The organism is Janthinobacterium pasteuri (assembly GCF_051380775.1).
GTDB lineage: Bacteria > Pseudomonadota > Gammaproteobacteria > Burkholderiales > Burkholderiaceae_D > Janthinobacterium.
The window spans coordinates 65,184-77,441 of the sequence record NZ_JBNYXS010000023.1; the positions used below are offsets into that span (position 1 = coordinate 65,184).

Genomic DNA, 12,258 nt, shown 5'->3' on the forward strand with positions numbered 1-12,258 from the left:
ATCGCCTACAATCTCGGGATGAATCAACTTACCCTCGTCCTGCCCTTCGCCTTGCCCAATGCCGAACTGGCTGCCGACCTGCTCAAGGTCTTGCAGGCGCCCGCCCTGGCGGCCCTGCTGTCACGCACCTCCACTTGCAATTTGGAAACTTTTGACAATGCCAAGCGCTTGCTGCCGCACGAAGCGTGGCTGGCGCACGCGCTGAGCCTGTCGCCCGCGCCCAACGGCGAAACGGCGCAGGCGGCCTTCGCGGCCCAGGCCATGCGCGGCTACGATCTGGCGCCGGAACCGGGCGCGCGCTACTTCCTGCTGCATCCGGCCCATCTGGCCATCGCCCGCAGCCATATCAGCCTGGAAGATTTACGCCAGCTCAAACTGAGTGAAGTGGACGGCCGCGCCCTGTTCGACATCGCGGCCCCGTATTTCGACGAAATCGGCCAGCCCCTGGCATATGGCGACGCAAGCACCTGGTTCATGCGCGCCGATGCCTGGAGCGACTTGCAGTGCGCCTCGCCGGATGCCGCCACCACGCAAGACCTGTCAGTGTGGATGCCGGAAGGCGAGCACGCGCGCGCCGCGCGCCGCCTGCAAAACGAAGTGCAGATGCTGTGGCATGAACATCCCGTCAATGCGGCGCGCGAAGAACGGGGCTTGAAAGCCATCAATTCCTTCTGGATCTGGGGCGGCAGCCTGTCCACGGCCGCATCTGCACCTGCATCGGCGCGCTGCGCGGCCAGCCTGCATACCAAGGACGCGCCCGGCTGGCTGGCCGCGCTGGCGGAACCAACGCGGCGCCATGCCAGTCCAAGCAGTGTGCTGGCAGACCATTCCGACGCGATCGTCGTGCTGGGCGGCCTGATCGAAGCGGCGCAGGCCCAGGAATGGGGCATGTGGCTGCAACAGTTGCAAGCGCTGGAAGCGGACTGGTTCGTGCCCCTGCTGGCGGCCCTGAAAGATGGCCGCCTGGGCCAGCTGCGCCTGGTGCTGAGCCACCGCGACGCCTGGCTAGCTTGCAGCACCAGCAAGCATGCGCAGCGCAAATTCTGGCGCGCGATTACCCTGAACAAGTTGAAAGCATCATGACCCGCACCCGCATCGCCACCCGTCCCTGCCCTTACCGCGAATCCGAACTGCTGCGCCAGGGCGGCATCCACCCCGTGCTGGCCCGCCTGTACGCGTCGCGCGGCCTGTCCGACGCGAAAGAACTATCGAGCGAACTGGCGGCCCTGATGCCGCCGTCCGGCTTGCTGCACATCGGTGCGGCTGGCGCCTTCCTGGCCGACGCGATTGCCGCCAAGAAACGCATGGTCATCGTCGCCGACTACGACTGCGACGGCGCCACCGCCTGCGCCGTGGCCATCCGCGGCTTGCGCGCCATGGGCGCCGATGTCGATTTCATCGTGCCCAACCGTTTTGAGTACGGCTACGGCCTGACGCCGGAAATCGTCGAGCTGACGGCCCGCGAAAAGTCGCCCGACATCATCATCACCGTCGATAATGGCATCGCCAGCATCGACGGCGTGGCCGAGGCCAACCGGCGCGGCATCCAGGTCGTCGTTACCGACCACCATTTGCCGGCCGACACACTGCCCGACGCGGCCGTCATCGTCAACCCGAACCAGCCCGCCTGCGGCTTCCCCAGTAAACATCTGGCCGGCGTGGGCGTGGTGTTTTACGTCTTGCTGGCCCTGCGCGCGGAGCTGCGCCGGCGCGGTATTTTTGATGCGCAAACCCAACCCAAGCTCGATAACCTGCTCGACCTGGTCGCGCTGGGCACGGTGGCCGACGTGGTGCGCCTCGATACGAACAACCGCATCCTCGTCGCGCAAGGCTTGAAACGCATGCGCAAGGGCAATATGCATGCGGGCGTGGCCGCCCTGTTCCGCGTGGCGGGCCGCGAAGCGCGCAGCGCCACGCCGTTCGACCTGGGCTTTGCGCTGGGCCCGCGCCTGAACGCGGCCGGGCGCCTGCAAGATATGTCGCTGGGCATCGAATGCCTGATCACGGATGACGAAGGCCGCGCCTGGGCGCTGGCGCAGCAATTGAACGATATCAACCTGAAGCGCCGCGAAATCGAGGCGGAAATGCAGGATACGGCCCTGCTGCACCTGGACGACTTCGAGCCGGCCAACAGCAGCACCATCAGCGTCTTCGATGCATCCTGGCACCAGGGCGTGATCGGCATCGTCGCCTCGCGCCTGAAGGAAAAGTTTTATCGCCCAACGATCACGTTTGCGCCCGGCGCGGACGGCTGGATCAAGGGTTCTGGCCGCTCGATCCCCGGCTTTCATTTGCGCGATGCGCTCGATCTCGTGTCGAAACGGGCACCCAGCCTGATCGACAAGTTCGGCGGCCACGCCATGGCCGCAGGCTTGACCATCCGCGCCGACGCCTTCGCGGCGTTTTCCAGGGCCTTCGAAGCCGTGGGCCAGGCCTGGCTCAGTCAGCAGCAACTGGAAAGAGTCGTGGAAACGGACGGCCCGCTGGAAGACGCCTACTACACGACGGCCTTCATCGAACTGATGGATGGACAAGTGTGGGGCCAGGGTTTCGCCCCACCCGTCTTCTGCGACGAATTCCGCGTCGTCAGCCAGCGCATATTAAAAGAGCGCCATTTGAAACTGCTGCTGGAAAAGAACGGCGTGCGCTTCGACGCCATCTGGTTCGGCCACACGGATGCTCTGGGCGAACGTACGCGCGTGGCCTTCCGGCTCGATGCGAATGAATACAATGGCACGACCAAGGTGCAACTGATGGTGGAGCACGCGGAGCCGGCTTGATGGCGTGACTGTTGCCCCACCTCAATGAGACGCCGGATAGCCAACATTTCATCTAAGTAATAGTGTATCTGGTCATACAGGCAACCGCCGGTTGCCGCTGACTAGGGGCATCGCATGAAATATGGCGGATTCTGGCTACGCTTGGGTGCGCTTTTTATTGATCAGATAATTTTGGCGCTGATCATAACCATTCCGCCGTGGATTGCGATGACGCCCCACATTGGATCCCAGGCCATGACGCTTGCGCTGCCTGTCATGATGATCTACCACGTCTTTCTTGTCACCCTTTACGGCGCAACGCCAGGCATGTGGCTATGCAAATTGAAACTTTGCATGCAGGATGGATCCATCATTACCAGCCGCGCCGCCTGGCTACGCTATTGCGTCGTAATCGGTCTTCATTTGCTGGCAAATCTCCCTAAACTCTGGAACTTCTCTTTATATTTACTTCCTGCATCATTGAGATATGGAATGCCGTTCTTCGCGTCGCCATGGTCATGGGAGGAGTGGCTTACTTCCCTGGCTTTCGTCTGGTTATTCAGCGAACCCTTCATTTTGCTGCTGAACAAACAACGCCGCGCTTTGCAGGATTACATCGCCGGGACTGTCGTTGTCAAATTGCAGCCGGAAGGTTTGCAACAAACATCACCTAATCAACCCCAATTCAAAAGCAAGCAAACACCCATGCTGACCGGCCTGAACCACCTCACTTTGTCCGTGCGCGACCTGACGCGCAGCGTCGTCTTTTACCGCGACACCTTGGGTCTGCGCCTGCATGCGCGCTGGGACAGGGGCGCATACCTGTCGGCTGGGGATTTGTGGCTGTGCCTGTCGCTGGACGCGGAGGCGGCCAGCGACACGGGCCGCACCTACACGCACTATGCGTTTTCCATTCCCCAGGAAAATTTTCCCGCCTTTAGCGCCCGCCTGCGCACCATCGGCGTGCCCGAATGGCAGCAAAACCGCAGCGCCGGCGATTCGCTGTATTTTCTCGATCCGGATGGCCACCAGCTGGAAGCCCATGCGGGCAGCCTGGCGCAGCGGCTGGCGGCCTGCCACGCAGCGCCGTATCCAGGCATGGTGTTCGAAGCCGATGCCTGAAACAGTATATTTGATAAATTCAATAAATTCATTCGACAACCAACAAGATCAAGCGCCGTTGCTGTAAAAAAACACTGTCACGCATCGATACCGCTCTGATAACCTTGCCTTTAATGCTTAATCAGGCTGGCAAGATTGCCTCCTGCAATAGGCAAATCTGCCACACTCCATTGCAAAAATAAAAATATTGATTGAAATTAGTTAACACTTATTTGGCAAATTCGCTAGAATCGATAGCGCATCAGGGCAGTAGCGATGCATGATCAATTCTGAGGGCAAACCCGTCGAAAGACGGGGACGCAAAGCCACCGGCCTACCGCGCGCAAGCGCCACGGCAGCGGGGCTGCCAATGCAGGGCCGGGACCGCCAGCGCGCGGCGCCATGCCTGGATGCATTGTCGAGATGTGGCCCTCGCCAACTCGGAGAGTTTCGCCATGAAAAAATTCACCCCTTTGCATCCCCGCCACGGGCGCCTGCTGCTGGGCGCCACTGCCGCGCTCCTGCTGGGCGCTTGCGGCCCCGGCCAGGAGACATCGGCACCGCCCGCCGCCATTGCCACGGCGGCGACCCAGTTCACTGTCGAGGTGCCCGTCATCCCGGCCGCCGTCGGCACGCTAGTGGTGCAACCGATGTTCCATGCCGCCCCGGCCCTGCTCGATGCGCCTGACGGGCGCGACAGCGCCAACAGCAGCGGCTCGGCCCACTGGCGTCCGCACTTGCAGCACGTGCCAGGCGCCATGACGGAAATGTCCACGCGCCGCCTGACGGCGCAAAAGATCGCCACCGCGGAACAGGTGGCACAGGACATCGCGCCGTTGCAAGCTGGCGGCACGGCAGACGCCGTCGCGCCCATGGCCGGCAGCAGCGTGGTGGCCACCTACTCTCCCGCGCAAATCCGCGCCGCCTACGACTTGCCTGCGTTGCCAGCATCAGGCACGGCGCTGACGCCTGGCCAGGCGGCCCAGTTGGGCGCGGGGCAAACGATCTATATCGTCGACGCCATGCACAACCCGAACGCGGCGGCCGAACTGGCCATCTTCAACCAGAAATTCGGCTTGCCCGGCTGCACCACCAAGGCCATCGCCACCAATGCCACCCTGCCATTGCCGCCAGCGCCGGCCAGCGGCTGTGAATTTTCTGTTGTGTACAACACGCCATCGAGCACCATGACGGCCACCGCGCCCGCCTATAACTCGGGCTGGGCCATGGAAATCGCGCTCGACGTGCAGTGGGCGCATGCCACGGCGCCGCTGGCGCGCATCGTGCTGATCGAAGCGCCAGATGCTTCCATCAACAGCCTGCTGGGCGCCGTGCGCCTGGCCAACCTGATGGGGCCTGGCGTCGTCTCGATGAGCTTTGGCGCCGCCGAAGGCAGCTGGACGGCTTCCGTCGACAGCGCCTTCACGGGCAAGAACATGAGCTACCTGGCCGCCACAGGCGACTCGGGCAGCGGCGTGTCCTGGCCGTCCGTGTCGCCCAACGTGCTGGCCGTGGGCGGCACCACGCTCAGCTACAGCGGCAGCGGCGTGCGCAGCGAAACGGCCTGGTCCGGCACGGGCGGCGGCATCAGCGCCTATACGGCACTGCCCACTTACCAGACGGCCAGCGTACCCGGCCTGACCAATCTGCTACGGCGCAACGTGGCCGACGTGGCCTTCAATGCCGACCCTGCCACTGGCCAGTACACGGCCGTGATGGCGCAGGGCAGCAGCACCGCCAGCTGGCTCAGCATCGGCGGCACCAGCCTGTCCACACCACAGTGGGCCGGCCTGGTCGCCATCGCCAACGCCAGCCGCGCGCTGCAGGCCAAGACGGCGCTCGGCTTACCGCACAGCATGCTGTACGGCCAGATCGCCAGCGTGCCCGGCACATTTGCCAGCAGCTTTGCCGACATCACGCGGGGCAGCAACGGCAGCTGCAGCGTGTGCACGGCCAGGATCGGCTATGACCCGCTGGGCGGCCTGGGCACGCCCAACGTAAAAAACCTGCTGGCCAGCCTGTCGGGCACGCAGATCGCGCCCGCCGCGCCCGTGGTGGCGCCGGCCAGCATCAGCGGCGCGGCCGGCAAGCCGCTGTCGTTCACGGTCTCGGCCAGCGCAGCCAATCCACTCAGCTACACCATGCTGGGCGCGCCGGCCGGCATGAGCATCGCATCAACAGGCGTGGTCAGCTGGGCCGTCCCCGTCGCTGGCACGTATGCCGTGACCATGGTGGCGAAGGATACCGTCAGCGGCCTCAGTGGCCAGGGCGTGTACAGCATCGTCATCGCACCCGTCGCGCCGCCCGTCGTCGCCACCGGCGCCATCACGGGCAAGGTTGGCACGGCGCTGGCGTTCAATGTCAGCGTTACGGCCGCCAATCCCGTCAGCTACGCGCTGAGCGGCGCACCAACCGGCATGAGCATCAGCAGCGCCGGACTGGTGAGCTGGGCCACCCCCGTTGCCGGCACCTATACCGTCACCGTGACAGCCACCGACAGCAAGACTGGCCTGAGCGGCAAGGGCATCTATACGGTGGCCATCGCCGCTCCGCTGCCCCCCGTGGTGACGGTGGCCAGCGTCAGCGGCAAACCCGGCGTGGCCCTGTCGTTCACCGCCACGACGGTGGCGCCTAACCCCGTCACCTACAGCCTGTCGGGCGCGCCGTCGGGCATGAGTATCAATGCCGCCGGCGTCGTCAGCTGGGCCAAGCCCGTGCTGGGCAGCTACAACGTGACCATCATCGCCAAAGATAGCAAGACGGGCTTGAGCGGCCAGGCCGTGGCCACGGTGAAAATCGCCGCCGCCGGTCCCACGATCAGCGCCGCGGCCATGACGGGCGTGGCGGGCAAGGCGATGAGCGGCAGCATCGTGCTGACGGCACCTGGCGCGAACGCGCTGCAGATCTCGATCAACGGCGCGCCGCTGGGCATGCAGTTTTCCATGAGTGGCCTGACCATCACCGCCTACTGGCCGCAACCGGTGGCCGGCAGCTATACGCTGAAGGTGGTGGCACTGGACAATAACGGCTTGACGGCGCAACTGAACGTGCCTGTCACCGTCACGGCAAAGTAAGCCAGCGCGGTCCGCCAACGGGGCGCAGTGGGACACCTGTCCTGCTGCGCCCCGTTTTGCATGCGCGCGGACCTTGCAGCGAATCCTGAAAAGGAGTATAAATAGTCCATAAACAGAGTTTTATTGAAGGACATGCCATGAATCTCGCCTACGCCTACCCTAAGAGCCGCTTCGAGCCGGCCGTGCTCGTCGACCTGAATGCCAAAGCCGAGCGCGAGCGATTGTCGCAGGCCGCATTGAAAGGCTTTTTCAAGCTGGCCGCCGCCTGGAAACTGCGCGACGACGATGCGCGCGAACTGCTGGGCGGCCTGTCCAGCAGCGCCTGGTACGAGTGGAAAAAGCACCCGGACCGCGTGCTGGAAGTGGACCGCATCACGCGCATTTCCTATTTGCTGGGCATCTACAAGGCCTTGCACATCCTGTACGGCGACAAGCTGGCCGACGAATGGGTGAGTTTGCCCAACAAAAATCCCGTGTTTGGCGGCCGCACGCCCCTGTCGCAGATGCTGGCCGGTGGCTTGCTGGCCATGCAGACGGTGCGCAAGCTGCTCGATGCGCGCCGCGGAGGGCTGTAATCGTGCCTGCCAACGCCGATGCACAGCTGCCGCCGCTGGCCGCCTTGCGCCAGATCGACACTTGCCGCCTGATTCCCTCGCGCTTCGCCGACATGGAAGACTCCGTGCTGGCGCCCCTGGCCGAAGACAACGATCACCTGCGCGAGCTGTTTGAACTCGATAACGCGACCAACGCGCGCCTGGTGGCCGAGTACGGTGGCGCGCCAGGAATTGGCGTGGACGAGCTGGTATTTGGCGTGCCGCACTTTCGCATCATCAACGCCGCCTACACGTACGCCCGCCCGGAAGGGGCGCGTTTCAACGACGGCGAGCGGGGTGCCTGGTATTGCGCCTTCGACATGAAAACGGCGCTGGCCGAGATCATTTTCCACAAGACCGTGGAATACCAGGAAATCGACTATTTCGACGACAGCGTCAGCTACCAGTCGCTGCTGGCCGATTTTTCCGCCAGCTTCCACGACCTGCGCGGCCAGTCCCGCAACCAGGCTTGCCTCGATCCGGCCAGCTACATCGCCTCGCAAGACCTGGCCGCCATCCTGCTCGAAGCGGGCTCCATGGGCGTGATCTTCCCCAGCGTCCGGCACGCCAGCGGCACCAACCTGGCCTGCTTCCGCCCTGCCCTCGTGGGCAATGTTCGCAAAGGCGCCGCCTATCGGTTAACATGGCAGGGTACGCCGACGCCGCGCGTGGAAGCCCTGTAAGGCAAGCCAGCGCGCGCAACGGCACCCGACTCACCGCAACTTGATATATCGCATGCAAACCAATCCTGAAAAAGACACCGAACTGCGCCTCAAAGTCAACAGCGAAACGGCCCGCCTGGCCTGGAGCGAACTGGAAAAGCATTTCGCCCAAGGCAATGTCGTCTGGGTCGCCAATGAACTCGATCTGGTCGAAGTGGCCGTGCGCATCTCGCACGACGACAAGGCCACCATCACGCAATGGATGGTCGATGGCAAAGTGGCCAAGGTGTCGGACCAGCAAGCGCTGGACTGGCAAGCGGCCGATGCGGCCTTGTGGGCCGTCGTCGTCAGCCCGTTTATATTAGTGCAGCAGGAAAAACCGACGAAACACTAAAGACTGCGCTCGAACAGCAGGCGCAGCGCAGCGCTGCCGTCCAGCGTCGTCACGCTGTCGCTGCGGCCCACATCATCGACGTAAGATTGCCGTTGCAGCTGCGGCTGGCGCAGCAAATTGGCCGCCGACAGGCGCACCCGCGTTTTGACGTCCGGCTGCCACAACGCATACGCGTCGAGGGTGCGCCGTACGCCCGCATGGCTGCTGGCGTGCGCATCGAGCCGCGCCAGGCCGCCCGTCTGCAGGTGCAGATTGCCGCCCATGCTCATCCTCGGCGAGAGCCGGTAATCGAGTCCCAGATTGAGCGTGGCCGGCACCTGGCTGGCCAGGCGGTTGCCGGGACCCGGCACGGCGGCGACACTCGACCAGTTGCGCCCCGCATTGGCGCGCGCGTCGACGTCGGGCGCTTGCGCCCACCAGGTCCGCAAGGGCAATTTCACATCCATCTCGATGCCGCGCACCGTGGCCATGCCATTGTTGAACGGGCTGGCGGTCCAGATGCCATCGTGCTGGAACAGGCGCTGCACGGTGACGTCGCTGATGCGCCGCGTGTATGCCGACACGCTGGCCACGCCGCTCTTGCCAAAATAGCTCTCCCAGGCCGCGTCCAGCCCCCACGCCAGTTCCGGACGCAGCTCGGGATTGCCCTGAAAATCGGGGTTATTGGCGCTGTTGCCGTTATTGATCGTGTAACGGCGCGGCACCAGGTTGCGCGTGGTGGGCGCCTTGTAGGTGCGCGCCAGCGCCAGCCGCAGCTGGTCGCGTTCCTGCTGCGGCGGCTTCCACAGCAGCTGCGCCACCGGACTCCAGACGCTGGCCCGCGTGCGCACTTCGCTCAAAGTGCGCCCTTCGGTCGCCGTCTGCAAACCTTCCCAGCGCACGCCCGCATACATTTGCAAGCGTGGCGTCACGTCCCATTCATCCTGCGCATACAGGGCAAGGCGCCGCACATCGGCCGTATAGTCTTCATCGAGCGCATGCGGCGCACCACCGGCAAGATATGTGTCGCGCTGGCGGCGCGATTCGCTGCGGCGTATCAGGCTGCCATCCCAGCCCAGGCTCAAGGCATGCCCGCCGCCCAGCCTTCCCATGTATTTTCCGCTGCTGTTGATGCTGTCGTCGATGGCGTCGGAAACCACGCCGCGCAGCAGCAGGGCGCCACCGGCCGACTCGCCATGGAACGCGTAATCCGTATCGCGCCGATTGTGGTTGACACCCAGCTTGCCCGTCAGCTTGCCGGCCGCCCCCAGCGCGTGCGCCCAGCTCACATCGCTGCGCGCCGACAACACGCTGGCTTGCGAGGTGGCGCCATTGCGCGGATATGCCGTGGGCATGCCCAACAAGGCCGTTTCGCTGGCCACGCCGTCAAAGCCCGTGCGATACCAGTCCAGCAGGCTTTGCCAGATGACGGTATCGCCATTGTCCAGGGTCCAGTGCAGGCGCGGCGTCAGGCTGGCCTTATTGACGGAGGAAGCATTACGCGTGCGCGTATCGCGCAGCGCCAGCAGCGTGCCGGCCGGATCGGACATTGTTTCAGTCGTCCTTCCCGCCACGTCATCGGCCGTGCGCTCCAGCGCCCCCGTCAGCGAATAGGCGAAACCGGGCAACTTGTCCGCCACGCGCAAGGACGCGGCAGGCTGCCAGCGGCCATCGCCCCGGCCAGCGCCCAGTTTCCATTCGCGCTCGGTGCCGCTGGCGCCCTTGCGCAAGACCACGTTGATGCTGCCGGCGATAGCTTGCATGCTGTATTCGGCCGTCGCGCTGCGCAAAATCTCGATGCGCTCGATCATGTCAGGGGCGATCGACTCGATGGAAAACCCCGGCGGCGCGGGGTCGCCGTTGATCAGTATTTGCGTGTAGCCGGCGCCCAGGCCGCGCATGCGCACTTCGCTACCGACGACAGAGACGCCAGGTTGGCGTTTCAGGACCGCCGCCAGACTGTTGTCGCCATATTGGGCCAGGTCGTCGCGGCTGACGATGATCTTCGCGGCCGTGTCGTCGCGCCGCTGCTGCAGGCCGCTGGCGGCCGAAATTTCAACTTTCTGCAGCGGTGCATCGTCGGCGCAGGCAATGGCGGGCAAAAGCAGGAAAAAAAGCGGGAAAGTCAGACTGGCACTGCGCATGGAAGCTGTTCTACACCACGTGAGGAAGGACGCAGTGTAGAGGATTTGACAAGCTAAAGCCAGCTTGGCGATACACGCCTGCGGCAGGCAGTGTATACAAAGGCAATGCCGATCGATTAGCATGGCAGCCCCCCCTCTGATAAGCAACTGATTGCACATGCAAACCAACCCGCATCACCCCTTCCTGCGCCTGCGCACGCTCATCACGACGGACGCCCTCGAACGCATGGCACCCGAACTGGAAGCAGCCTTTCACGCCAGGCTGCTGGCGAACAGAGTGCGCGGCGGCGTCGACGAACGCTTGCAGGCCAGCGAGCGGCAGATGCAGCAGGCGTTTGCGCAGGCGCCCATACTCCATGCCGTCATGGTGTGGGGCAGCGTGATCGGCCTGGTGATGGCACTGGCCTTTGCCGCGAGCGGCGGCCTGCTTGTGCAGGGCGTTCGGCTGGACCTCGTTTGGCTGGTTTTTTCCGGACTGATCTTTGTCTTGCTAGTGTTGGTGCCGCGCGTGATCAGCTGGCAGCAGCGCCCGTGGGAATGGTTCTGGCGCACGCTGGCACGGCGCCTGGTCACCCAACAGCTAAAAAGCGCGCGCGCACTGGCGCCGTTCGAGACGCAGTACGATATTGATGATATCGGTGACGAAGGCGGGACAGTCACCTATACACGCATCACAAAGTCCACCACCACGGTGCGGTGGACCCGCACCCTGACAGGTCCCGCCATTTTCGGCAACAGCTACAGCCTCTTCTTCGAGCCCGCCCCTTCCATGCGCTGCGTGCTATTGCTACATGCACGCGATGCGCGGCTCGAGGAAATCTTTGCTCAGTGCCCGCCGCCCAGGTAGGCCGCAATCACCTTCGGATCGTTTTTCAGGCTGTCAGCCGGGCCATGCACGGAGATACTGCCGTTCTCCAGCACGTAGCCGTAATCGGCCACGTTCAGGGCGGCGGCGGCGAATTGTTCGACCAGCAGCATGGTCACGCCTTCGGCCTTCAATCGCGTGATGATGCGGAAGACTTCCTCCACCAATATCGGCGCCAGGCCCATCGACGGTTCGTCCAGCAAGATCACTTCCGGGTTCAGCATCACGGCGCGCGCCATGGCCAGCATTTGCTGCTCGCCGCCGGAGAGCGTGCCGGCCAGCTGGTCGCGCCGCTCCTTCAGGCGGGGGAACAGCTCCAGCGCCTTGTCCAGGTCGCCCTTGATGTCGCCTTTGGGGCGCGAGCGCGTAAAGCGGGGGAAAGCGCCCAGCAGCAGATTGTCCGTCACCGACATGGAGGCGAACACGCGCCGGCCTTCCGGCGAATGGGCCAGGCCGGCGCGCGCGATGCGGTGTGAATCTAGCCCCGTGACATCCTTGCCGCCCAGTGTGACGGTGCCCGATTTAGGTTTCAGCATGCCGGAAATGGCGCGCATGGTAGTGGTCTTGCCGGCACCGTTCGAGCCGATCAGGGTCACCAGCTTGCCCTTCGGGACGTCGAGCGAAATGCCGTGCAAGACTTCGACTTTGCCGTAGGCGGCGTGCAGATTTTGAATGGTCAGCATGGTC

10 protein-coding genes, 1 pseudogene and 1 riboswitch are annotated in these 12,258 nt (G+C 63.9%); of the genes and pseudogenes, 9 read left to right on the forward strand and 2 right to left on the reverse strand.

Features of this window, described 5'->3' with window-relative positions; translation table 11 throughout:
- Window positions 1–18 precede the first annotated feature (18 nt).
- The 8 genes and pseudogenes from ACQ4WN_RS20830 to ACQ4WN_RS20865 all read left to right on the forward strand — a co-directional run bounded on the left by ACQ4WN_RS20830 (window position 19) and on the right by ACQ4WN_RS20865 (window position 8,583).
- On the forward strand, window positions 19–1,083 hold the full coding sequence (locus ACQ4WN_RS20830; protein WP_436553228.1) for a hypothetical protein: 1,065 nt from the start codon (window positions 19–21) through the stop codon (window positions 1,081–1,083).
- On the forward strand, window positions 1,080–2,780 hold the full coding sequence (recJ, locus tag ACQ4WN_RS20835; protein WP_436553229.1) for a single-stranded-DNA-specific exonuclease RecJ: 1,701 nt from the start codon (window positions 1,080–1,082) through the stop codon (window positions 2,778–2,780). Before ACQ4WN_RS20830 ends, recJ begins: the two co-directional genes overlap by 4 nt.
- A gap of 114 nt (window positions 2,781–2,894) precedes the next feature.
- Window positions 2,895–3,371 (forward strand): annotated as a pseudogene (locus ACQ4WN_RS20840) (RDD family protein); the annotation flags it as partial.
- A 93-nt stretch (window positions 3,372–3,464) separates the two neighbouring features.
- A complete protein-coding gene (fos, locus tag ACQ4WN_RS20845) occupies window positions 3,465–3,881 on the forward strand; it encodes a fosfomycin resistance glutathione transferase (RefSeq protein WP_436553259.1) in 417 nt (138 codons plus the stop codon).
- Between the two features lie 264 nt (window positions 3,882–4,145).
- A riboswitch (cyclic di-GMP riboswitch) is annotated at window positions 4,146–4,232 on the forward strand.
- Window positions 4,233–4,315: 83 nt separating this feature from the next.
- Complete coding sequence (locus ACQ4WN_RS20850; protein ID WP_436553230.1) at window positions 4,316–6,934, forward strand: S53 family peptidase; 2,619 nt, start codon at window positions 4,316–4,318, stop codon at window positions 6,932–6,934.
- A gap of 137 nt (window positions 6,935–7,071) precedes the next feature.
- Complete coding sequence (locus ACQ4WN_RS20855) at window positions 7,072–7,509, forward strand: MbcA/ParS/Xre antitoxin family protein (RefSeq protein ID WP_070254193.1); 438 nt, start codon at window positions 7,072–7,074, stop codon at window positions 7,507–7,509.
- A 2-nt stretch (window positions 7,510–7,511) separates the two neighbouring features.
- Window positions 7,512–8,210, forward strand: a complete 699-nt coding sequence (locus ACQ4WN_RS20860) for an RES family NAD+ phosphorylase (protein WP_436553231.1) — start codon at window positions 7,512–7,514, stop codon at window positions 8,208–8,210.
- 52 nt (window positions 8,211–8,262) lie between these two features.
- Window positions 8,263–8,583 carry a DUF2288 domain-containing protein gene (locus ACQ4WN_RS20865; protein WP_251348370.1) on the forward strand — a complete coding sequence of 107 codons (321 nt, stop codon included), beginning with the start codon at window positions 8,263–8,265 and terminating at the stop codon, window positions 8,581–8,583.
- Here ACQ4WN_RS20865 and ACQ4WN_RS20870 read toward each other — a convergent pair.
- Window positions 8,580–10,706 carry a TonB-dependent receptor plug domain-containing protein gene (locus tag ACQ4WN_RS20870; RefSeq protein ID WP_436553232.1) on the reverse strand — a complete coding sequence of 709 codons (2,127 nt, stop codon included), beginning with the start codon at window positions 10,704–10,706 and terminating at the stop codon, window positions 8,580–8,582. The genes ACQ4WN_RS20865 and ACQ4WN_RS20870 overlap by 4 nt on opposite strands.
- 157 nt (window positions 10,707–10,863) lie before the next feature.
- Between ACQ4WN_RS20870 and ACQ4WN_RS20875 the strand changes: the two genes are divergently transcribed.
- Window positions 10,864–11,553, forward strand: coding sequence for a hypothetical protein (locus ACQ4WN_RS20875; RefSeq protein ID WP_436553233.1), 690 nt, complete (start codon window positions 10,864–10,866; stop codon window positions 11,551–11,553).
- On the opposite strand, the gene ACQ4WN_RS20880 is transcribed toward ACQ4WN_RS20875, so the two are convergent.
- Complete coding sequence (locus tag ACQ4WN_RS20880) at window positions 11,532–12,254, reverse strand: ABC transporter ATP-binding protein (protein WP_133990798.1); 723 nt, start codon at window positions 12,252–12,254, stop codon at window positions 11,532–11,534. The genes ACQ4WN_RS20875 and ACQ4WN_RS20880 overlap by 22 nt on opposite strands.
- Window positions 12,255–12,258: the final 4 nt, after the last annotated feature.

What these genes read in the sequence shown, in the direction of transcription:
- ACQ4WN_RS20830 (WP_436553228.1), top strand. Translation starts at nt 19, where the DNA reads ATGAATCAACTTACCCTCGTCCTGCCCTTCGCCTTGCCCAATGCCGAA.
- recJ (WP_436553229.1), top strand. Translation starts at nt 1,080, where the DNA reads ATGACCCGCACCCGCATCGCCACCCGTCCCTGCCCTTACCGCGAATCC.
- fos (WP_436553259.1), top strand. Translation starts at nt 3,465, where the DNA reads ATGCTGACCGGCCTGAACCACCTCACTTTGTCCGTGCGCGACCTGACG.
- ACQ4WN_RS20850 (WP_436553230.1), top strand. Translation starts at nt 4,316, where the DNA reads ATGAAAAAATTCACCCCTTTGCATCCCCGCCACGGGCGCCTGCTGCTG.
- ACQ4WN_RS20855 (WP_070254193.1), top strand. Translation starts at nt 7,072, where the DNA reads ATGAATCTCGCCTACGCCTACCCTAAGAGCCGCTTCGAGCCGGCCGTG.
- ACQ4WN_RS20865 (WP_251348370.1), top strand. Translation starts at nt 8,263, where the DNA reads ATGCAAACCAATCCTGAAAAAGACACCGAACTGCGCCTCAAAGTCAAC.
- ACQ4WN_RS20870 (WP_436553232.1), bottom strand. Translation starts at nt 10,706, where the DNA reads ATGCGCAGTGCCAGTCTGACTTTCCCGCTTTTTTTCCTGCTTTTGCCC.
- ACQ4WN_RS20875 (WP_436553233.1), top strand. Translation starts at nt 10,864, where the DNA reads ATGCAAACCAACCCGCATCACCCCTTCCTGCGCCTGCGCACGCTCATC.
- ACQ4WN_RS20880 (WP_133990798.1), bottom strand. Translation starts at nt 12,254, where the DNA reads ATGCTGACCATTCAAAATCTGCACGCCGCCTACGGCAAAGTCGAAGTC.